Annotated in this window: 15 protein-coding genes; 7 read left to right on the forward strand and 8 right to left on the reverse strand. The window is 63.8% G+C overall.

Going from position 1 to position 20942, the window contains the following annotated elements; genetic code table 11:
• Positions 1-21 precede the first annotated feature (21 nt).
• The 4 genes from IPQ13_13330 to IPQ13_13345 form a co-directional block, all read right to left on the reverse strand.
• The gene (locus IPQ13_13330; protein MBL0211872.1) at positions 22-612 is read right to left on the reverse strand and encodes a TetR/AcrR family transcriptional regulator; all 591 of its coding nucleotides are present in this window, start codon (positions 610-612) and stop codon (positions 22-24) included.
• A 258-nt stretch (positions 613-870) separates the two neighbouring features.
• Positions 871-1863, reverse strand: a complete 993-nt coding sequence (locus tag IPQ13_13335) for a hypothetical protein (protein MBL0211873.1) — start codon at positions 1861-1863, stop codon at positions 871-873.
• 116 nt (positions 1864-1979) lie between these two features.
• Positions 1980-3467 carry a glutamine synthetase gene (locus IPQ13_13340; GenBank protein MBL0211874.1) on the reverse strand — a complete coding sequence of 496 codons (1488 nt, stop codon included), beginning with the start codon at positions 3465-3467 and terminating at the stop codon, positions 1980-1982.
• A 105-nt stretch (positions 3468-3572) separates the two neighbouring features.
• Entirely contained in the window at positions 3573-4565 is a 993-nt protein-coding gene (locus IPQ13_13345) for a PLP-dependent cysteine synthase family protein (GenBank protein ID MBL0211875.1), read from the reverse strand.
• Positions 4566-4804: 239 nt separating this feature from the next.
• Here IPQ13_13345 and IPQ13_13350 point away from each other — a divergent pair, with 239 nt between their 5' ends.
• Both IPQ13_13350 and IPQ13_13355 read left to right on the forward strand, forming a co-directional pair.
• On the forward strand, positions 4805-5338 hold the full coding sequence (locus tag IPQ13_13350) for a DUF1579 domain-containing protein (GenBank protein ID MBL0211876.1): 534 nt from the start codon (positions 4805-4807) through the stop codon (positions 5336-5338).
• Positions 5339-5447: 109 nt separating this feature from the next.
• On the forward strand, positions 5448-6833 hold the full coding sequence (locus IPQ13_13355) for a hypothetical protein (GenBank protein ID MBL0211877.1): 1386 nt from the start codon (positions 5448-5450) through the stop codon (positions 6831-6833).
• A gap of 96 nt (positions 6834-6929) precedes the next feature.
• Here IPQ13_13355 and IPQ13_13360 read toward each other — a convergent pair whose 3' ends face one another.
• Positions 6930-8960, reverse strand: a complete 2031-nt coding sequence (locus tag IPQ13_13360) for a hypothetical protein (GenBank protein ID MBL0211878.1) — start codon at positions 8958-8960, stop codon at positions 6930-6932.
• 301 nt (positions 8961-9261) lie between these two features.
• On the opposite strand from IPQ13_13360, the gene IPQ13_13365 reads away from it, so the two are divergent.
• The gene (locus IPQ13_13365) at positions 9262-11016 is read left to right on the forward strand and encodes an acyl-CoA dehydrogenase family protein (protein MBL0211879.1); all 1755 of its coding nucleotides are present in this window, start codon (positions 9262-9264) and stop codon (positions 11014-11016) included.
• A gap of 17 nt (positions 11017-11033) precedes the next feature.
• On the opposite strand, the gene thpR is transcribed toward IPQ13_13365, so the two are convergent.
• Positions 11034-11588: an RNA 2',3'-cyclic phosphodiesterase gene (gene thpR / locus IPQ13_13370; GenBank protein MBL0211880.1), complete on the reverse strand. Its 555-nt coding sequence runs from the start codon at positions 11586-11588 to the stop codon at positions 11034-11036.
• Positions 11589-11707: 119 nt separating this feature from the next.
• On the opposite strand from thpR, the gene IPQ13_13375 reads away from it, so the two are divergent.
• From IPQ13_13375 to IPQ13_13390, 4 genes are all read left to right on the forward strand, one after another.
• A complete protein-coding gene (locus IPQ13_13375) occupies positions 11708-12778 on the forward strand; it encodes an EFR1 family ferrodoxin (GenBank protein MBL0211881.1) in 1071 nt (356 codons plus the stop codon).
• Positions 12779-12845: 67 nt separating this feature from the next.
• The gene (glgC, locus tag IPQ13_13380) at positions 12846-14120 is read left to right on the forward strand and encodes a glucose-1-phosphate adenylyltransferase (GenBank protein ID MBL0211882.1); all 1275 of its coding nucleotides are present in this window, start codon (positions 12846-12848) and stop codon (positions 14118-14120) included.
• Between the two features lie 3 nt (positions 14121-14123).
• Positions 14124-15554, forward strand: coding sequence for a glycogen synthase GlgA (gene glgA / locus IPQ13_13385; protein MBL0211883.1), 1431 nt, complete (start codon positions 14124-14126; stop codon positions 15552-15554).
• A 1-nt stretch (position 15555) separates the two neighbouring features.
• Positions 15556-16692: a hypothetical protein gene (locus IPQ13_13390; GenBank protein ID MBL0211884.1), complete on the forward strand. Its 1137-nt coding sequence runs from the start codon at positions 15556-15558 to the stop codon at positions 16690-16692.
• A gap of 104 nt (positions 16693-16796) precedes the next feature.
• On the opposite strand, the gene glgP is transcribed toward IPQ13_13390, so the two are convergent.
• Together glgP and glgB are read right to left on the reverse strand one after the other, a co-directional pair.
• On the reverse strand, positions 16797-18923 hold the full coding sequence (gene glgP, locus IPQ13_13395) for an alpha-glucan family phosphorylase (GenBank protein ID MBL0211885.1): 2127 nt from the start codon (positions 18921-18923) through the stop codon (positions 16797-16799).
• A 7-nt stretch (positions 18924-18930) separates the two neighbouring features.
• Positions 18931-20859 (reverse strand): 1,4-alpha-glucan branching protein GlgB, encoded by a 1929-nt coding sequence (gene glgB, locus IPQ13_13400; protein MBL0211886.1) that lies wholly within the window; start codon positions 20857-20859, stop codon positions 18931-18933.
• Positions 20860-20942: the final 83 nt, after the last annotated feature.

Raw genomic sequence — 20942 nt, forward strand, 5'->3', positions numbered from 1 at the left:
GGGCTTCGGGCAAGGAGGGATCTAGCGGGAGGCCACTGGAGTACGGCGTTTCACGGAGGTTCTTGCCGGGGGACCAAGCAGCAGGGCGGCCAGGCGCTTGGCCCGGAAGGCGGGTTCGGCCGATCCTACACGGACCGCTGAAACGACCGCGCCGTCGAAGAGCTGCAGCAGGTCAGGCGCATATTCATCACTGAAGCCAGCGGCCCGGAGCAGGCGCCCGAGGTAATCCTGGAACAGCGCCTTGTGTTTCGCTGAAGCCTGGTGGACCAGGTCTTCCCGGTTCGGGATCTCCGCCATCGTGTTGATGAATGCGCAGCCGCGGTAATCCTGGGTGGCGAAGCGCAGGGCCAGCGCATCGAAGACCGCAAGGGGCCGATCCGATGGATCCGGAGCCAGGCGAAGGACCTCCGCTTCGAACCAACTCCTGATTTGCTCGTCCCGCCGCTCCAGGAACGCCAACACCAGGCCTTCCTTCGATTTGAAATGGCGATAGAAGCTCATGCGCGCGACTTCGGCCTGGGCGATGATCGCGTCCACGCCCACCGCCTGGATCCCCTTTTTGTAGAAAAGGTTTGAGGCCACCTCAAGAATCCGTTCCCGCACCTGGCTCATGATTGGTTCTCTCCGAAATGAAAAGATATAGAACGATCGGTCTCATTTCAAGAAAAACCTCCGGACGGGACAATGGTGGGCATCGATCCTTATCTCATCGAAGAGCAAGGCTCGATTGAAGGATCGATAAACGGAACTGTTTCATTTGACCAGGTCCACCCGAAGCGGTTTCGGCCCAGAACTAAGTCCAGAGGCCCGGTATTTACAGCAGCTCTGTGGTGACCCAGGCACCTTTTTTACGTCATTTTGAAAAGTCCGTCATCTCCCGGCGCTCAGCTGATCGAAGGCGGCTTTCAGCTCGCCGTGGATGGCCTGCACATCGGCCGCTTTCCAGAGCTTCGGATCCTCGCGGACGAAGGTGGTGAGGTCCTTCCGGTTGTCGAAGCGGGCCACGGGCAGGTGGTAGACCTTCGTGGCGTAGCGGCCGCCTTCCTGGACGATGCGCTCCACGCGGATCGTGCCGGGGCGGTCGCTCTGTTCCATCAGCCAGGCCATGTCGTCGCAGCCGTACTGGCCCAGCATCACTTCCATGGGCACGCTGTGGTTGAGGATGCTGCCCTGGCCGTCGGGGAGGCCGCGCTCGATGTTCTTCCGGCGGCTTTCGGCGGGATCGACCCACACATAGAGCACGACGGCCTTCTCCAGGATTTCCGGTGACAGGGTCTGGAACGAGGAATCGTAGCCATGGGGCGGGGTCAGCGGAAAAGCCGATCCGTGGGCGCCGCCCCGGGCGGCCTCGATGACCAGCGTGCGGCCCGTCTTGTCCTGGGCGTTCTGGCGGTTGAGGACATCCAGTTCCCGCCTGCATTCGGCTTCCATGGCTTCGGCCATGCGCACGCGGATGCGGTGGGGAACCTCGCCGAGGGGCTGGGGCAGATCGAACTTCGCATGGGCCGAATCCAGCCGGTCGAACAGGTGCTGGGCGGCGCTGGGCACCTCGATCTGGCGGCTGGCCACGAGATTGGCGTAGTCCTCGTTCAACAGTTCGATGAGCACCGCCCAGGTCCAGTCGTCTTGAAAGGGCCGGTTCGGCCCATGGTAGTAGGCGTAGCCGAGGCCGTTGGCCTTCAGCTCATCGTCGATGCGGTGCATGAGGTGGACGTAGGGGTAATCGTCCAACTGAAGCGTCGGCCCCATGTGGAAATCATTGCGGCACTGGTCCGGCGTGAGGCTCGCCAGGTAGCGGCGCACCTCCGATTTGCCCGAGGCGGGCAGGGCGAAGAGAAGGACTGTGTCGAGAAGCTGGCTCATGTGATTCATCCTAATGTTGTTCCGTCAATTCAGCCACGAAGCCGCACGAAGGGCACGAATAGAGAATTTCGTGTGCTGTTCGTGTCTCTTCGTGGCTTCCATCGCTTCAAGGTTCATCACCCGCACTGCAGGTGGCGGTTCACAAGCTGGCGCAGGGCATCGGCGTTGCCGAAGAGCTTTTCGCTCAGGTGCTGGTCATCGAAGGCTTGGAGATTCTGGACCAGCGAATCGATGAGCCCCGCCGGGAACACGCCGCCTGCTTCGTAGCGGTCGCGGTCACGCTTCAGGCAAGCGCCGGCTTCGAAACAGGAGGCTGGAAGCTGCTTGAGCCCTTGCACTTTCGCGGCGTCCGCCCGGACGAAAAGCTGTTCGGCGATCTTCAACGCATCCGGATGTTCCAGGCCGTAGCGCGCGGCCACGGCCAGGCCCGCCAGGAGCAGGTGGATGTTCGCGGAACCGTCGGGACTGCGGATCTCCACGGTCTGGTTGTTCTCGAAACGGCCCGTGCCAGGACCTTCTAGAGGGTTGGCGTCCCGCTGCATCTTGTCGCCCACGCCCACCCAGCCCAGGGGCACGCGCACCAGCACCGAACGGTTGCGGTCGCCCCAGCAGATGCTCGTGGGAGCCTCCTGGTGCGGCACCAGACGCAGGAAGGAGGTCGGGACCGTATTTCCAAATGCCGTGAGCGACTCGGAGCACATCAGGTAGCCCGCGATCACCTTCCTGGCGGTGTCCGTCAGGCCGTTTTCATCGGCCATCAGGTTCACGCCGTCCTTGACCAGGCGGCTATGGATATGGAGGCCGCTGCCGGCCTGGCCCACGATGATCTTGGGGGCGAAAGTGACTTCCAGGCCGTGCTTGTAAGCCACTTCCCGCAGCGCCCATTTGGCCGTCACGAGCTGATCGGCCGCGTCCTCGATGGGCACCGGCAGGAACTCGATCTCGTGCTGCACCATCTCCAGATCGCCGGAGATGATGTTGCCCACCTCGGCGTGGCCGTACTTGATCATGCCGCCCATCTCGCTGATCACCTGCATGGCCTCGCGCCGCACCAGGCCCCATTTCGAGAAGGGGTGGGATTCGTGGTAGCCCTTCTGTTCCACGATGGGATAGATGCGGTCCACTTCGGAAAACAGGTAGTATTCCAGCTCGCCCAGGGCTTCCAGCGTGGCGCCAGTCTTAGTTTTCAGTTCGCACTGGGCCTTGCGCAGAATGTATTCCGGCGCGCTCTCCAGTGGGTCGCCCTGGTTGTTGTAGAAGGAGCAGATGAAGTCGAGGGTGGGCACTTCGCTGAAGGGGTTCACGAAGGCCGTGCGGTACCGCGGCACCACGTAGAGGTCGCTGGAATCGGCGGAGACGAAGGAGAAGAGGCTGGAGCCATCCACCCGCTCGCCCATGGAGAGCACTTTGTCGAGATGCGCCTTGCTGTTGATGACGAAGTTCAGCTTCTTGAGGCGGCCATCCCCTGCCACGTAGCGGAAATTGAACATGCGGATGTCGTTTTCTTTGATGAAGCGGATGATGTCCTGCTTGGTGAACTCCGCCGCAGGCTTCCCCAGGGCGCGCACGAGCTTGTTGGGGCTGAGGGCGATGGCATCGTTCATGGGGGTTCCTCTCGATTCCGTTCAGTCAAGGCCGGTGGAAGCTGCGCCAAGGTCGCGCACGGAGGCCTGCTGATCCCTTCTTGCCCAAGCGGATGGCATCGCCCTTCACCGGTTCAAAACGGCGGGCGGGACTCCCCGTTGGGCGAGGATGGGATCCAGCACGGATGGGTGCTCATAGCGGCAACGGCCAGGCTCGCAATGGCGGAGACCTTCAGAGGAGTACTTCGCGTACCCGTCGGCGAAGATGGTGACCACGGTCTTGCACCTGCCCTGGAGCTGTTTGGCGGCGAGGAAGTTGGCGCCGGAGGAGATGCCTACACAGAACCCGTGGGTCTCACCGAGCCACTTCGCGGCCTCCCGCGCATCGTCGCCGGGGATCCGGATGACCTCGCTGATGATGGGATTCAATCCTCCCAGGCCATCACCGGCGATCGCAGGGATGAACCCGTCGCCGATGCCGTAGATGGGGTGGGGTCCGGCGGGGCCGCCGCTCATGACCGCCGATTCAGTGGGTTCGACAGCCACCACGAGGACTCGCGGATTCGCTTCACGGATCGCCTGCGCCACGCCGACCAGGGTTCCGCCGGTGCCCACGCCCGCCACAAAGGCATTGGGAAGTCCCATGCCTTCCGCCTCAAGCTGCGCCAGGATTTCCCTTCCGGTGGTTTCCCGGTGGCAGTCCACGTTCAAGGGATTCGCAAACTGGTCTGAAGTGAAGGCGCCCCGTTCCGCCACGATCCGGTCGCGCACCGCCGCAGCCTCGGCGAAGCTGCCTTCCTTCGAAGAAAGCACCAGTTCGGCGCCGAGGGCCCGGATCACGTCCTTGCGCTCTTCCGTCATGTTCTCCGGCATTACGATCGTGACTTTATAGCCCCTGGCCCGGCCGAAATAGGCCAGGGCGATGCCGGTGTTGCCGCTGGTCGCTTCAATGATCTCCATGCCGGGCCTGAGCAGGCCGAGTTCCTCGCTTCTTTCAATGATGTAGCGGGCGATCCGGTCCTTCACGCTCCCGGTCGGATTGGTGCATTCCAGCTTGGCCCAGATCCCGTCCACAAGGATGAGCGGCGTCCTGCCCACCTCGGTCATGCGCTGATCCATCGGATGCCCCCCGCCATGCCAAACCACTGAAGGAGATTGGAGAAGCCGCCGCACGAAGGGTGGCTCCACAAGTCTGAGGCCTCCCTGGGTTATGGATGCGGGGTTGTGACGATTCGCACCCCCCGGCGCAGGGAACGGGACGAGGTTCCGTTCGGGAGTGGATTCTGTTTTTTCACAGGTGTTCCCTTGCCAATCGGGCCCCGCTGGATCATCCTTCCAGAACTTTTTGAGGAGGAACCATGCGTCTGCCCGCCCTGTTTTTTGCTTTTTCGACCATCCTGGGCGCCCAGGAACCGCCCATGCCCAAACCGACCCCCCACCACCTGGCCATGAAGTCCTTGGAAGGCACCTGGGATGCGGTGGTGAAGATGCACATGGCGCCCGGAAAGCCCCCCATGGAATCCAAGGGTGTTGAAGTGAACAAGCTGGTTCTGGGCGGGCTGTGGATCCAGTCGGAGTTCACCTCTGAGATGATGGGCGCACCCTTCGAGGGGCGCGGGCTGTTCGGCTACGACCCCGCCACGCACAAGCATGTGGGCACCTGGGTGGATTCCATGACCACCTCCATGGCGCTTTCCACGGGCACCTGCAAGAACGAGTGCAAGGAGATGACCTGCTTCTTCAAGGCTCCAGGGATGGACGGGAAGCCGGCCACGTTCAAGGAAGTCAGCGTCGAGAAGGATGCCGACCACCGCACCATGGCCATGTTCATCAAGGGCAAGGACGGAGCCTACCACCTCAATATGGAAATCGAGTACACGCGGAGGAAGTGAATATCGGCGGGTTGCGCCGGCTCGCCGGTCGGATGCTGGCGTTCGCCGATTCCAGGTTCACCCCCGCAACCGGGGGCTTTACCTTGAAAAGGTCATCGCCGGAGTCCCCATGCAAACCATTGCCCTTTCCATCCTTCACCGCTCCAAGGCCGCCCGGGTGGCCTTCGGATTAGCCGTCATCGGGCTCCCTTCGGCCGCCCAGGCCAAGGAACAGGTGCTTCTTTCCTTGAAGGACGCCAGGGGAACAGAAGTCCAATCCTCGGGGTTCTCGCTCCCCAAGGCCATGAAGATCCATGTCTATGCCAAAGGCGGGAGCGTTGAAGAGGAACCCTACTTCGCCTATGGCTGGATCCTCGACGCCGCCACCCGCGAAGTCGTGTGGCAGATGGATGGCCGCACGGCTCGTGCGGAGGGGGTCTATCAGGTGGCGGACGCCTACCTCGACCTCCCGCAAGGCAGCTACGAGGCCTACTACACGCATCATGCGTATGGGCAAATGGGTTCGTTTTTCATGTCTTCGCCCCGGAACCTGGACCGCCGGCCAAGAAAAACCGGCGCGGACCAAGAGTATTCCCATGGGAAGTGGCTGCACCGGTTGTTCAGCGGCGGATCCAGAGGGCCTGGCGCCTGGGAGCGCCGTGTCGGGAACTATGGGATGGAGATCTACCTGCCCGCCCAGGAAGCGGGTTTGGCGCAGACCTTCAAAGCGCCCCTGAACTGGAAGAACGAATTCATTGCCCTGGTTCCGGACAAGGACCGCGGCCGCTGGAATGCTTCCTTCCATGCCCGCCGGGCCGTGACCCTGCATGTCTACGCGCAGGGGGAATACGCCGGGGATCATGAATTCGCAGATTACGGCTGGATCCTCGACGCCCGCACCCGGCGCCCGGTCTGGACGATGACCTCAGAGAAGGCCCAGTACGGGGGCGGCGAGAAAAAGAACCGCCGGCAGGTGGAGACCCTACAGCTTCCGCCCGGGGATTACATCGCCACCTATGTGACGGATGGTTCCCATTCCCCCTCCGACTGGAATGCGGCGCCGCCCTGCGATCCCCTCCGCTACGGACTGGTGCTCGCCCTACCCAAGGAGGGCGACCGGTCCCAGGTGGAGCTGGTGGCCGCCCCTGAGACGCCGCCGGTGCTCGCGGAACTGGTGCGCGTGGGAAACCACCAGAACGAGCGCAAGCCTTTCACCCTTTCGGTTCGGGCCAAGGTGCGCGTCTATGCCATCGGCGAGGGCCATGACGATGAGCTGGCGGACACGGCCTGGATCGAGGACGGCCAGGGCAAGGCCGTCTGGTCCATGTCGGCCAAGAACACCCTGCACGCCGGCGGCGCAGAAAAAAACCGCGTGGCGGATGAAGTGCTGGATCTACCCAAGGGTTCCTACACCCTCCGAGTCCGCACCGATGGCTCCCATGCCTACTCCCGGTGGAACGATTCAGCCCCCTGGGATGCTGAGCGCTACGGCGCGACGGTGTACGCGGTGAAATAGGGGTTACAGGCAAAGATCGCGATAGGCGCTGGCTGTGGATGGGTCTGATAATATTTTTAAATAATTTGAATTAGTGATCAAATTTTATGACTAATATCACTTGGCCTCAGGCATCTGCGTTCCCCAGTAATATTTATCAAAAAATGGTTTGAAATCTTTCTTTGTAATGAAGTTCAACAAGCCGATGACATCCTCTGTGCTGCCGAATTTCCAATTGAAGCTCTTCTGGTAGGACTTCAAGAAGGTTGCGAAGGCTTTTTCTCCGACCTCCTGATGCAGGCAGTACAGGAGGTAGGCGCTCTTGTCATATAAAATTCCGCTCCTCGATCGGAAATCAGTGGCCCCGTCCTTGCTGGAAATGCGGTTCACCAGGGGAATGCTCGAAGCGTCGGCATAGTGGCTGGCATTCTCCCGCCATGTTTTGACCATGGACTGATAGTAGCTTTCGCCCCTGGCGTACCGGATGCACAAGGCGGCGCAGTACTCGGCGAAACCCTCGGTGATCCACTGTTCCTCATAGGAGGGCATCTTCACGGCATGGCCCCAGTAGGCGTGGGCGACTTCATGGGCAATCCTTGCGTTGATGCCACCAGAGAAGATCTTGGTCAGCGTGGATGATGTCTGGTCGAAGGCCTCGTTCGTGATGAACATCATCCCGGCGGGCGCCTGGCCGAAACCCCACTGGTTGATCTGGATGACGGTGTATTGCTTGAACGGGAAAGGGCCCAGGATCGGCTGGTAATATTTGATGAATTCCCGCGTGAGTTTCAATAGCTTCTTCTCGTTTCCACCCTGGTGCGCGTATGTCGCCAGACGGATGCTGAGGCCGTCCTGGGTCTCCTCGAAGAGGTTGTAGGCGCCCGCCATGGCCACAAAGAATTGGATGGGTTTGTCGCACCGGGTCTCGAGGATCTGGAAGTCGCCATCCTCCTTCAAGGAGACGATTTCACCGGATGCGAAGGGGGTATAGGGCTTTTTCACGCGTAACTTGCATGTCGCGGTATAAAACTGTCCTCCGAGTTCCGGCTGGGGGAACCAGCTGTTGACGCCTAGCTGCCAAAAGTTGTCTCCCCCCGGGTGGATCAGATCCCCTTCGATCTCGAATCGGATCTTGGTGGGCGTGGTGGTGGAAACCGGTTCGGGGAAGACTACCAGAAGCCCGTCCCGGTCATGGTGGAAGGGCAATGGCCTTCCCTTTCCATCGGTCACCTTGAGCAGCTTGACCGCGTGCCTTCTCGGAACAGCGTGCCAGTAATCCCAATATTCGCTCTCTAAATTGAATAACAGCGCGCGCTGCCCCGGAATGTGCGAAATGACGCTTTCTTCGGCTGCTATCCGCACCTTCTCCTGGTCATCAGTCCCAATATCGAAGTGGACATCCGTCAAGCTGAAGGGGACTGGGTTCCCTCTGAGCCGGGTCCAGCCGATGGGCTGGGAGGATATCTGGGTGGAAGGAAGTGAATCGTCAACCATCCCTGAGGAGCGAAGCACCCACAAATCTTCCGTGTGGTCGCGGACCTCATCGTAGCTGTACGCCCAGTGCCCGTCTCCACCCGTCATCTCCACCCAGGCCATGGGCTTGGTCCCGCTTCCCAGGTGGGAGAAGGCTGCGGAATGCACCCGGCTCAATCCGGTGGCTTTGTCGAAGATGCCTCGGAGCTCCGCAAAACCGTTCGTAAGATTGTGGGCTTGCTCTTCGCGAATGGCGGGTTGGGGCAGGGCGTTGAGGTAGACCGCCATGTTCGTGAACTTCACCTCCACCTGGGGGCCGGAGGCCCATTTGCAAGGAGTTGTCTTCTTCCATGTGTTCGCTTTCAGATTGGTCGCCAGGACCGCCCACTCCGCCATGTCCTCTGAGCAATATTGGAGAACGCCCTTCCCCTGGAAATAAAATCCGAGGAGGGAGTCCTTGTGCTTGATCGGGGCGGCGCTGCCTTCCTCGAAGAAGAAGCGGGCATGGCCGACCTTCCATTCGCGCTTTTCCACCCAGCACCCTTTGTCAGAGAGGCCGCAGAGCAGGATGTCCTGGATCTCAGGGGCGGTAGGACGTTGCGCGGGCGCGATATCTCCAGAGAGATGGGCGGTGGCGAGCAGCGCGAGACAGGCCGGCAATAGTTTCTTGAGCATCCCGGGTCCCCCATGTGGTTGAGCCACTGATCATATCCCTTCGGAGAACCTCGGCAACAGAGTCTGCAACCCATCGGAACCACCTTTGGCCGCGACGGCGGTGCCTCCACGCGCCCTGGTGGCCGTCCATTGAAAGCGCCATTTCAACGTGTGGAAAGGTACCCAAACCGTCCCAGGGTGACCAAAGTCTCAATCCAGCCGTGATGGGGCCACCTCCGATCAGAATTGGAGTTGAGCGCCAGGATTCCCATGCACATGGGGCCACGCCTGAATCACCTTTCGCTGCCCCGTCGGAGGTTCCATGCAAGCAACGAGCGAGATGGTCTTTGGAGGCAGTTTCCTGCTGGCTCCCATCGGCAGCCAGCCCCAGTTCACGCCCGAAGAACTCAGCGAGGACGCCCGCGCCATCGGCCAGGCCGCGCGGGATTTCGTGGAGGGCGAAGTCATCCCGCGGGATGCCGACATCGACAAGCTCGATCCCGGATTGTCCAAGGAATTGCTCCGCAAGGCCGGTGAGCTGGGCCTGCTGAGCCTGGAGATTCCCGAGGCCTACGACGGCATGGACCTCGACAAGATCTCCGGCCTGCTGGTGCTGGAAGAACTCGGCCGCCAAGCTTCCTTTTCCGTCACCTACAGCGCCCACACCGGCATCGGTACGCTGCCCATCGTCTACTTCGGGAATGAAGCTCAGAAGGCCAAGTACCTGCCGAGGCTCGGCAGCGGCGAATGGGCGGCGGCCTATGCGCTCACGGAACCCGGCGCGGGCAGCGACGCCATGAATTCCAAGACCGTGGCCGCCCTGGATGGCGACGCCTGGGTGCTGAACGGCGCCAAGATGTGGATCACCAATGCGGGCTTCGCCGATGTCTTCGTGGTCTTCGCCAAGGTGGACGGCCGCAAGTTCAGCGCTTTTATCGTGGAAAAGGGCGATCCGGGCTTCACCATCGCCGCCGAGGAACGCAAGCTCGGCATCAAGGGCTCCAGCACCCGCGCGCTCGCTTTCGACAACTGCCGCATCCCCAAGGACCGGCTGCTGGGCGAACTTGGCAAGGGCCACCGCATCGCCTTCGGCATCCTGGCCATCGGCCGCTTCAAGCTTGGGGCGGGCTGCAACGGCATGGCCAAGGAAGTGTTGAAGTACACGCTGAAATACACTGCCGAGCGCATGCAGTTCGGCAGGACCATCAACAGCTTCGGCATGATCCGGAAATTCCTGGCGGACATGGGCATCCGCATCTTCGTGGCCGAGAGCATGAACTTCCGCACCATCGGCTACATCAACGAGGGCATGCGCGAGATCGGCTGGGACCGGCCCGATGCCGCCAAGCAGAAGCTGGAGATCATGGACGAGTTCCAACTGGAAGCTTCCATCATGAAGGTATGGGACAGCGAGGCCCTGGGCCTCATCGCCGACGAGGCGGTGCAATGCTTCGGCGGCTACGGCTTCAGCGCCGAGTATCCGCCCGAGAAGATCTACCGGGACAACCGCATCAACCGCATCTTCGAGGGCACCAACGAGATCAACCGCCTCATCATTGCGGGCCAGGTCTTCAAGAAGGTCGGCAATGGCACGCTGGTCCTCCGCATGGACACGGCGGATGTTCCTGGATTGGGCTCCGGGCCCCTCGCCAAAGCCGAGCAGGCGGTCGAACTGGCCAAGCGCCAGGCCCAGTACGCCATCCAGGCCTGCCTGGAGGTCAAGGGCCAGAAGCTCATCGAGAACCAGGAAGCCGCCGGCCGCGCCGCCGATCTGGTCACCGAGATCTACACCATGGAATCCGCCGTGGTGCGCGCCGCCAAGATGATGGACACCGGCCATCGCTGGGCCCAACTGGCCAAGGATTGCGCCGAAGCCCACGTCAACGAAGGCTGTGGCAAGGTGCGGAACCTGTCCCGGCTGCTGCTCGCGGAGGTGCTGGAGGGAATCGCGCTGGAAAGAGCCCTGGCCGACTCGAGAACTTTCGATCTCCATGTGCCCATGGCCGGGTCAAAGCTCAGGGACCGCATCGCGTCGCAGCTCATTGAGAAAGGCGGCTATCCCATCGAGGCTTTCTGAAGGGTTCGGTGGTGCGTCTATCCCCCGATGGCGCCCAGGGGGAAGCGGGCCAGAACACGGTAGTCCACCAAACCGCCCTGCGGCACGGATTGCACCAGCGCGAAATCGGTGATCCGCCACCTCACTGGCTGCAATCCGTCCAATTCGGAATCCGTGCGCCTAGCGTTGCGCAGGAGCGTGATGTGGGGCTTGTATTCACGCCGGTCAAAATCGAAGCCGTGCCGGGCCAGGCTTTGCTCAAGCGCGCTTGCCAACTGCACCAATGGCGGCGGCACGTGGCCAGGCGCAGCGTACACGATATGGTTGTGCCCCCAGTAATGAGCCGAATCAAAACACAGATCGAAACCCTCCGCGCTGGCCTCCAGCGCTGCCATCCGCAATGGCTCCAACCGGACCTGCTCGATTCCGCCGATGAACACCAGCGTTGAATGCAGGGTTGCAACGCGCATGGTTCGCCCGCCGTACAGCTGTTTCAGCGGCTCCTGCCACGCGGCCAAGGCTTCGCGCTCGGCGGCGGTCGGCCACAGGGCGAAGAAAACCCTCAGGGCCGGGGAATGGGGTGGGCAGCTCATACCACCAGCAATTTATCCCATGTGGGAAAGTCCAGGCCGCCGGCTGCGGCAAATTGGGGCTTTAATATCTCCTCGGCCCAGGTGCAACAAGCCCCGCGCCTTTGAATGGGAGCGCTCGCATGAGCCCCCTATTAACAGCGAAGATCTGCTGGATGAGCGGCACGGGAAATTCCTTGCGCCTCGCACATGGCTTCGCCGCCTGCGTTGAAGAGAAGGGCGGCGAAATCCACTTGGAGCAGATCGCCCCCAACTCATCGCCAACATGCGAGGCCTCCTGGCTCGCCGTGTTCTTCCCCACCCACGGCTTCACCACGCCCTGGCCCGTGCTCCGATGGGCCTGGTCGCTGCAGCCCGGGAAGGGGATTTCTGCGGCGGTGGTCAGCGCGCGGGCCGGGTGGTGGATGGGAACCTGCCTGCGCGGCCTGACCGGAAGCGCGCCCTTCATTCCCGCCCTGCTGCTGGCGCTGAAAGGCTACCGGGTGCGGGGGATCCTCTCGGTCGACATGCCCTCGAATTGGATCCTGGTCCACCCGGGTTTGAACGCAGTCCATGCCGCGCATTTCCTGGAGCGCGGGCATCAGAAAATCAGGGCTTTCACCCAGGATCTCCTCGCCGGGAGCCGGCGGCTCTGGAGCCTGGACAACCTGTTCGAATGCCTCTCCGGCATGGTCCTGCTTCCGGTTTCAGTCGGGTATCTGCTCTACGGACGCCCGCTCTTCGCCAAGCTCTTCTTCGCGAACGAGCGATGCAACGGCTGCGGCGTCTGCGCCGCCCACTGCCCCGAGGGAGCCATCCGCATGACCGGCTCCACGCCCAGGCCCTACTGGACCCTCCATTGCGAGAGCTGCATGAGATGCATGAACCTGTGCCCCCTCCGTGCGGTGGAAGCAGGCCAATCCCTGGGGGTGCTTCTGAACCTGGCCGCCGGGCTTCCCCTCATCGGCTGGCTGCTGGCCCGCATCGCCCCCCGCTGGCCTTGGCTCGCCTGGCTGGACACCGGCTTTCCCCGGTTCGCCTTGAACTACGGGTGGTACCTCGCCGCGCTGATCCTGGTCTACTTCCTGGTCTTCCAGGCGATGCGGTGGCGCCCCCTGCGGCTCCTTTTCTCCTTCACCACGCTCACGCGGTGGTTCAGGCGCTATCGCGAACCGTCCACGGGCCCGCGGGACCTCCCTGGGAGATGGGACTAGACTGCGCCATGGGCCGCAAGGCTCTGGGCGGGGCTATGATGCACGTAGACCTATCCCGGTGACTCCCATGCTGACGATCTCGGAATCGCGACTCTCCCCGCGGCATACCATCGCCTTGGTGATGGCGGGCGGGCGCGGCAAACGCTTGATGGATCTCACGGACCACTATTCGAAGCCCGGCCTCGATTTCGGCGGCAAGTACCGCATCATCGACTTCACCCTGTCGAACTGCGTGAATTCGGGCTTCCGGCGGATCATGGTGCTGACGCAATACAATTCGCACCGCCTGCTGCAGCATCTCCAGCTTGGATGGACCTTTCTGGCAGGCAACCTCAACGAATACGTCCATGTGCTGCCGGCCCACCAGAGCATGGACAAGAACGCCTGGTACAGCGGCACCGCGGACGCGGTGTATCAGAACATCGGCAGCATCCAGTCGGCCAATCCCAAGACCGTGCTGATCCTCGCGGGCGACCACGTCTACCGCATGGACTACAAGATCTTCCTCCAGGACCATCTCAACAACAAAGCGGACATGACCATCGCCTGCCTGGAGGTGCCGCGGCTGGCGGCCCGGGGCTTCGGCATCGCCCAGGTGGACGGCGAGGACCGCATCATCTCCTTCGTGGAGAAGCCCGAGGATCCGCCCGCGGTCCCCGGCAAGCCCGACCGGGCCTTCGCGTCCATGGGCATCTACCTCTTCAACGCGGAATTCCTCTACAAGGCCCTCCAGCGGGATGCCGAGGATCCGGATTCGGGCCACGATTTCGGCAAGGACATCATCCCCAAGCTCGTGCATGAGGCCAGCATCTTCGCCCATCGCTTCGAGCGGAGCTGCATTCCGAACGAAGGGCACCCGGAACCCTACTGGCGGGATGTGGGCGGCGTGGATTCCTACTGGGAAGCCAACATGGACCTGACCACGGTGCATCCGGCCCTGAACCTCTACGACACGGCCTGGCCCATCACCACGCACCAGGAGCAATTGCCGCCCGCGAAATTCGTCCATGCCGGCGAGATGCGGAACGGAGTGGCTCTTTCCAGCCTGGTGTCCGGCGGCTGCATCATTTCCGGCGCCCACGTGCACCATTCCCTGCTCTCCAGCCGCGTTTCCATCCACTCCCATGCCCGACTCGACGGAGCGCTGGTGCTGCCGGACTGCGACATCGGACGCAAGGCACGGTTGAAGCGCTGCATCCTGGCGCGGGGCTGCCGCATCCCCAACGGCCTGGTGGTGGGCGAGGACCCCGAGGAGGACGCGCGCCGTTTCGTCCGCACCGCCGGAGGCGTCACCCTCATCTCCCAACCGATGCTGGACCGGCTGAGCCGGCCGGAGCGCTGATTTTTGGACATCCTGTTCGTCGCGTCCGAATTGTTTCCCTATGCCAAAGTCGGCGGCCTGGGGGATGTGATGGCGGCCCTCCCCCGGGCCCTGCGCGCGCTGGGCGCGGATGTGCGGCTCTTGCTGCCGGCCTATCCGGCCCTTCGCGCCCTGGGGATCCAGCGCGAGGCGGCCGCATTCCCGGATCTCATGGGAGGCGGTCCGGCCAGGATCCTCCGGGCCGAGGCCCCCGGATTGCCGCTCTACCTGTTCGATCAACCGACCTTCTTCGATCGCCCCGGCGGTCCCTACGACCACCCCGAGGACATCGCCCGCCGGTTCGCGGGCTTGGCCTGGGCGGCCGCCCACCTGGGCCGGACGGGGGATGCCGAAGGCTGGCGGCCCCAGGTTCTCCACGGCCACGACTGGCCCGCGGGCCTCGTGCCGGCCTACGTGATCCACGGTGGCGGCCCGCGGCCCGCCACGGTGATGACCATCCACAACATAGCGTTCCAGGGCCGTTTCCCGGCTGCGTCGATGGATGGACTCTGGCTTCCGAGGCAGGCCTTCGTTCCCCCGGGTGGCGAACTCCGTGACGACATCAGTTTCCTCGAAGCCGGCCTCCGCCTCGCAGACCGTCTCAGCACCGTAAGCCCCACCTATGCGCGCGAGATCCAACAGACCGGCGGGCATGGGCTCGAAGGCCTCCTGGCGCGCCGGAACGAGCCGGTGGCCGGGATCCGCAACGGTGTGGACCGGGAAGTCTGGAATCCGGCGAAAGATCCGCATCTCGTCAGCCGGTACGACCTGAAGCATCCGGCCCGGAGAGCGCCGAACCGCCAGGATTTCCAGCGGCGGATGGGCCTGCAGGAGGATCCGGGCGCGCCCCTCTTCGTGTCCGTGAGCCGCCTGGACCCGCTCAAGGGCCTTGATCTGATGCTGGACAACGTGGACCATCTGGTGGCCAGAGGCGCCCAGCTCGCGCTGTTGGGCCAGGGCGAGCCCCTCATCGAAGCGGCCTTCCTGCAGGCGGCCCAGCGCCACCCCGGCCGCGTGGCGGTGTTCATCGGCTATGAAGAGGCTCTGGCCCACAAGGCGTTCGCCGCGGCGGACGTGCTGCTGGTGCCCTCGCGCGAGGAACCCTGCGGCCTCACCCAGCTTTACGCCCAGGCTTATGGCGCGCTTCCCCTGGTTCGGCGCACCGGGGGCCTGGCGGACACCGTGGTGGGCGTTTCGCCGGAAACCCTGGCGGACGGGACCGCCACCGGCTTCCAGTTCGATGCGGCCAACGGATGGGCCCTGGGGGAAGCCATCAACTACGCCCTGGACCTGTTCAAGGATTCCGCCACCTGGCGGCAGATCCAGCGGCGGGGCATGGCGGCGGAATTCGGCTGGGCGGGGCCGGCCCGGGCCTACCTCGAACTTTATGCAAGCATTCCGTTGAAGGACGCCTGATATGGATATCCGCACCCACTGGCACGCAATCGAAAGGCATCCCATGGGGGGCTGGTGGAAGGTGGTGGATGCGGCCCTGCCTTCCCTGGATTCAGACCGGCGGCTGCTCTGGTGCGGCATCGGCGGCTCCCTGCTGCCCTCCGACACCTTGGTGCGGGCTTTCGGTGGGGCCCGCACCTCCCGGAACTGGGTACCCCTGGCTTCGCCTGAACCGGCACCGGATTTTCAACTTGAGCCCGGCGACCAATTGGTCTTCGCCTCCAAGAGCGGCAAGACCCTGGAACTCTGGACTTGGATCTCGCGGCTGCGCGCGCTGCCGGGCTTTGATGACCTTGCCGCGCCGATCCTCATCACCCAGGACGACGCGAATCCGCTCGCCGCCTGGGGCCGGTCGAATGGCTGCCGCATCCTGCCAATCCCGGTGGAAGTGGGCGGCCGTTTCTCGGCTTTCACGCCCATTGGAACGTTGCCCCTGGCCTGGATGGGATGTGACGCATCAGCCTTTCTGCGGGGCGGCCGCGAGGTCATCGCCCAGGTCGAAGCGGACCACGGACCCTGGCGCGACCGTATCGCCGCCACCGTGGACCTGCTGCTGCATGCGTATCTGCGTGGCGTCTCCGAGTGGGTACTGCTGCCCTACGCCATGCGCCTCGACAGCCTTTCAGCGTGGTGGGTGCAGCTCCTTGCGGAATCCCTGGGGAAGGTGGCCAAGGATGGCGCCCGCCGGGGCATCACGCCCATCCGCGCCGTGGGGCCCGTGGATCAGCACAGCCAGTTGCAGCGGTGGATGGCGGGCCCCAGGAACCTCGGCGTGATCGTGATGACCGTAGATGGGACCGCCACGCCGGAACGGCTGGATCCTCCGCCGGGATCGCCGTACCCGGGCCTGGCGGGACTTCAGGGCTCGGAGATCCTCCGCGCCCAGGCCGAAGGCACCGCCGAGGCGCTGGAGGCCGCCGGTGTGCCCGTTCTGCGGTGGTCCATACCAGAACTGAACGAACTGGAACTGGGCGCCTTCATGATGGCCTGGCAGGCCATCGTGGGAATCCTGGGATTCGCCCTTGAAATTGACCCCTTCGATCAGCCGGAGGTGGAGGACGGAAAGCGGCGCACGTTCAAACGGCTGGGACTGGGATAGGCCGTGGGCGTTAGGCTTTAGGCTTTGGGCTGTGGGCGGTGGGTTATAGGCCCTCGACTCTCGACTCTCGACTTTTCAACTTTTCAACTTCTCAACCTTTCGACTCACGGCGGCGGCATCTGGCAGCTGCTGCCGATGGCGGCGGGCAGGTAGAGGTGCTGGACGTAATCCTGGACCATGCGGTCGGCGTTGAAGCGCCAGGCCAGGGTGCGGATGGAATGCTTCTGGCGCTCCACCCAGCGGCAGGGCACGCCAGCGGCATTGCGGCTGCCGTAGTACATCGGCACCACCTCCTCTTCCAGCACGCGGAAGAGGTCCTCGGCGTCGCGCTGGTCCTGGATAACCTGGTCCGCATGGGTCTCGCCGGTGCCGATGGCGAAGCCGTTCTCTCCGTCATAAGCTTCGGCCCACCAGCCGTCCCGCACCGAGATGTGCAGGCCGCCGTTGAGCACCACCTTCATGCCGCTGGTTCCGCAGGCCTCCAAGGGGCGCTGGGGATTGTTGAGCCAGGCATCGATGCCCTGGTAGAGCATCCGCCCCACGTGGATGTTGTAGTTCTCGATGAAGAGGATCCGGTGGCGGAAGCGGGGATCCTCCAGGAGCTTTCCCACCTTCTGGATGAGGGATTTGCCGGTGTGGTCCGCCGGATGCGCCCGTCCCGAGAAGAGCAGGTTCACCGGCCGCTCGGGGTGGTTCACCAGGCGGTCCAGGCGGTCCAGATCGGAAAAGAGCAGGTCGGGCCGCTTGTAGGGGACGAAACGGCGGGCGAAGCCGAGCGTGAGGGCCTCCGGATCCAGGGGTGCCGGATCGATCTCGGGGAGGCCGATGCGCGCGCGCATGTCGGCGTTGCGTTTCCGGACGAAGCGGATGGTCCGGGCCTTCAGGACCTGCTTGGTTTCCCAGATCTCCGCAGAGGAAACGGACAGGATGTTCGACCAGGTGCCAGGGCGGGTCAGGGCGCCCTGGTAATCCACGCCGAGGTGGGACTCGTAGAGGTGGTTCATTTCGGGGGCCAGCCAGGTGGGCAGGTGGACACCGTTGGTGACATGGCCGATGGGCACTGCATCCTCCCGCTGGCCGGGATAGAGGTGGTTCCACATCTTGCGGGACACCACCCCGTGCAGGGCCGAGACTCCGTTTGCCCGCCGGGACAACTTGAGCGCCAGCACCGTGGGAAGGAAGGGCGAGGCGTGGTCGTGGGGGTCCACCCGCCCCAGGCCCATGACCTCCTCAAGGGGCAGTTTCAGGCCTTCGGCTAGAGGCTGCAGGTGCTCCGCCGCCAAGTCCGCGGGGAACCGATCATGGCCCGCGTCCACGGGGGTATGGGTGGTGAAGACGGTGGCGGAAGCCACCTCCTGCAAGGCCTGGCGCGGATCCATGCCGTCCGCCTGGATGCGGTGCCGCGCCCGTTCCAGCAGGGCGAAGGCGGAATGGCCCTCGTTGAGGTGGAAGACGCTGGCGGTGATTCCGAGGGCGCGCAGGGCCCGGGCGCCTCCCACGCCCAGCAGCAGTTCCTGCTCGATGCGCATGCGCTGGTCGCCGCCGTAGAGCCGGGCCGTGAGCGCCGCATCCTTGGGATCGTTTCGTTCGACGCGGGTGTCCAGGAGGATGAGGCGGATGCGGCCCACCTGGACTTCGAAGACCGCCGCATGCACAGTGCGGCCCGGCAGCTCGACCGAAACCTGCACCGGTTCGCCGTGGCGGTCCTGGGCGTGGACCAGGGGCAGATCCGCGAGATCGCAGGGTTCCACCACGTCCCGCTGCCACAGGTCGGCGTCCAGCACCTGGCTCGTGTAGCCCTCGTGGTAGAGCAGGCCCACGCCCACCAGGGGGACGCCCAGGTCCGAGGCGGCTTTCAGGTGGTCGCCCGCCAGAATGCCCAGGCCGCCGGAATAGATGGGCAGGGATTCGTGGATGCCGAATTCCATGCAGAAGTAGGCGATGGGGCGCGACCGCATGGCTCCTGCGTGGGTGAGGCCCCACGTCGTGACGGGCGTGAGGTATTCATGCAACTGCCGCAGAGCCCGGTCGGCCCGGGCAGGTATGTCCACATCCGCCGCGCGCTGGTCCACCTCCTCGGGTTCGATCTGCTTGAGCATCGAGATGGGGTTCAGGTGGGCCCGGTGGTACAGGTCCACGTCCAGATCCCTGAAGATGGTCCGCACCTCGGGTTTCCAGGTCCACCACAGGTTCTGGGTGAGCTGTTGCAGCTTGGGAATGAGCTTTTCCATGACGGTCCTAAGAAAGGCGCGGAAGCGGAGGTGGTCCGGGTTTCAGGAAGATGGCCGCCAGGGGCGGCAGGGTAAGGTTCAGGGACTGCGGGAAACCGTGGGCGGGGATGGGTTCGGTTTCCACGAGACCGGTGTTGCCGAGGTTCCGGCCGCCGTAGTGGGCGGAATCCGTGTTCAGCAGCTCGGCGTAGACGCCTGGCGCCGGCACGCCGACGCGGTAGCCGTTCCGGGGGCGGGCCGTGAAGTTGAAGGCGACGGCCACGAAATTTCCCGGATCGGAGGCCCTGCGCAAGAGCGTCAGCACGCTGTTGAACCGGTCCCGGCAATCGATCCAGGAGAAGCCGCCGGGCTCGCAATCCCCCTCGTGCAGGGCCGGATCGCGGCGGTAGATCCCGTTGAGGTCGCGCAACAGGTCATGGATGCCCTTGTGCGCGGGCTCATCGAGCAGTTCCCAGTCCAGGGCCGTGTCGTGGTTCCATTCCCGCCCTTGCGCGAATTCGCCGCCCATGAAGAGCAGCTTCTTGCCGCCGTGGGCGAAGAGCCAGGCATAGAGCAGGCGCAGGTTCGCCATCCGTTCCCAGGGTTCGCCCGGCATGCGTCCGAAGATGCTCCGCTTTTCGTGGACCACCTCATCGTGGGAGAGTGGCAGCACATAGTTCTCCGCATCGTGGTAGAGCATGGAGAACGTGATCTCGTCGTGGTGGTGGGGCCGCGCCATCATGCCGTGGCCCAGGTAGCGCAGTGTGTCGTGCATCCAGCCCATGTCCCACTTGAATCCGAAGCCCAGGCCGCCCTGGTCGGTGGGACGCGAGACGCCGGGCCAGGCGGTGGATTCCTCGGCCACCGTGAAGGTGTCCGGAAATTGGGCGTAGACCACCTCGTTCAGACGGCGCAGGAAGGCCACGGCTTCGAGATTTTCCCTGCCTCCTTCCCGGTTGGGGATCCACTGCCCGGCCTCGCGGCTGTAGTCCAGGTAGAGCATGGAGGCCACCGCATCCACTCTCAGGCCGTCCGCGTGGTATTGGTCGAGCCAGAAGAGGGCGTTCGAGATGAGGTAGTTCTGGACCTCGATCCTTCCGTAGTTGTAGATCAGCGTGCCCCAGTCCGCGTGGCGTCCCTGGCGCGGATCCGCGTGCTCATACAGATGGGTGCCGTCGAACCGGACCAGGCCGTGGGCGTCCTCGGGGAAGTGGGCGGGCACCCAGTCCAGGATGACGCCGATGCCTGCCTGGTGCAGGATGTCCACGAAGGCCTTGAAGTCCTCGGGCCCGCCGAAGCGGCTGGTGGGCGCGAACATGCCGAGCGGCTGGTAGCCCCAGGAGGGATCGTAGGGGTGCTCCATCACCGGCAGCAATTGCACGTGGGTGAACCCCAGCCAGCCCGCGTAGGGCGCCAGGTCCGCGGCGATCTCGCGGTAGTTCATGAAGGCACCATCGGGCCGCCGGCGCCAGGATCCCAGATGCAGTTCGTAGATGCTCATGGGCGCCGCATGGGACTTCCGCTGCCGGCGCTGCTCCATCCACGCGCTGTCCCCCCAACCGTAAGGGGGAAGGCCATGGACGATGGAGGCCGTTCCCGGGGCGCGCTCGCAGCGGAAGGCGAAGGGATCGGCCTTGAGGGGTTGCAGGGTTCCGTCCGGGCCATGCAGTTCGAACTTGTAGAGCGCGCCAGGAGCTAGGCCCGGCACGAAGGTCTCCCAGAACCCGTTGGCTCCTACGGAAGCCAGCGGATGACGTCGGCCATCCCACCCGTTGAAATCCCCCACGACGCTCACGGACCGCGCATTGGGCGCCCAGACCGTGAAGCTGACGCCCTCGGACCCATCGGCGGCCTTGGGATGGGCTCCCAATTTCCGGTAAGCCCACAGGTGCCGCCCCTCGCCCAGCAGGTGCAGATCCAGGTCGCCCAAGGTGGAGGCGGAGCGGGAGGGGTCCATGGCCCATTCTAGGCTGCGATGCCCGCGGGGGGGCCGCCGGATGCGGACCAGCGGAAATTCCGCCCTGCGGAACCATGCAGAGG

The organism is Holophagaceae bacterium, from assembly GCA_016720465.1.
Classification (GTDB): Bacteria; Acidobacteriota; Holophagae; order Holophagales; family Holophagaceae; genus JANXPB01.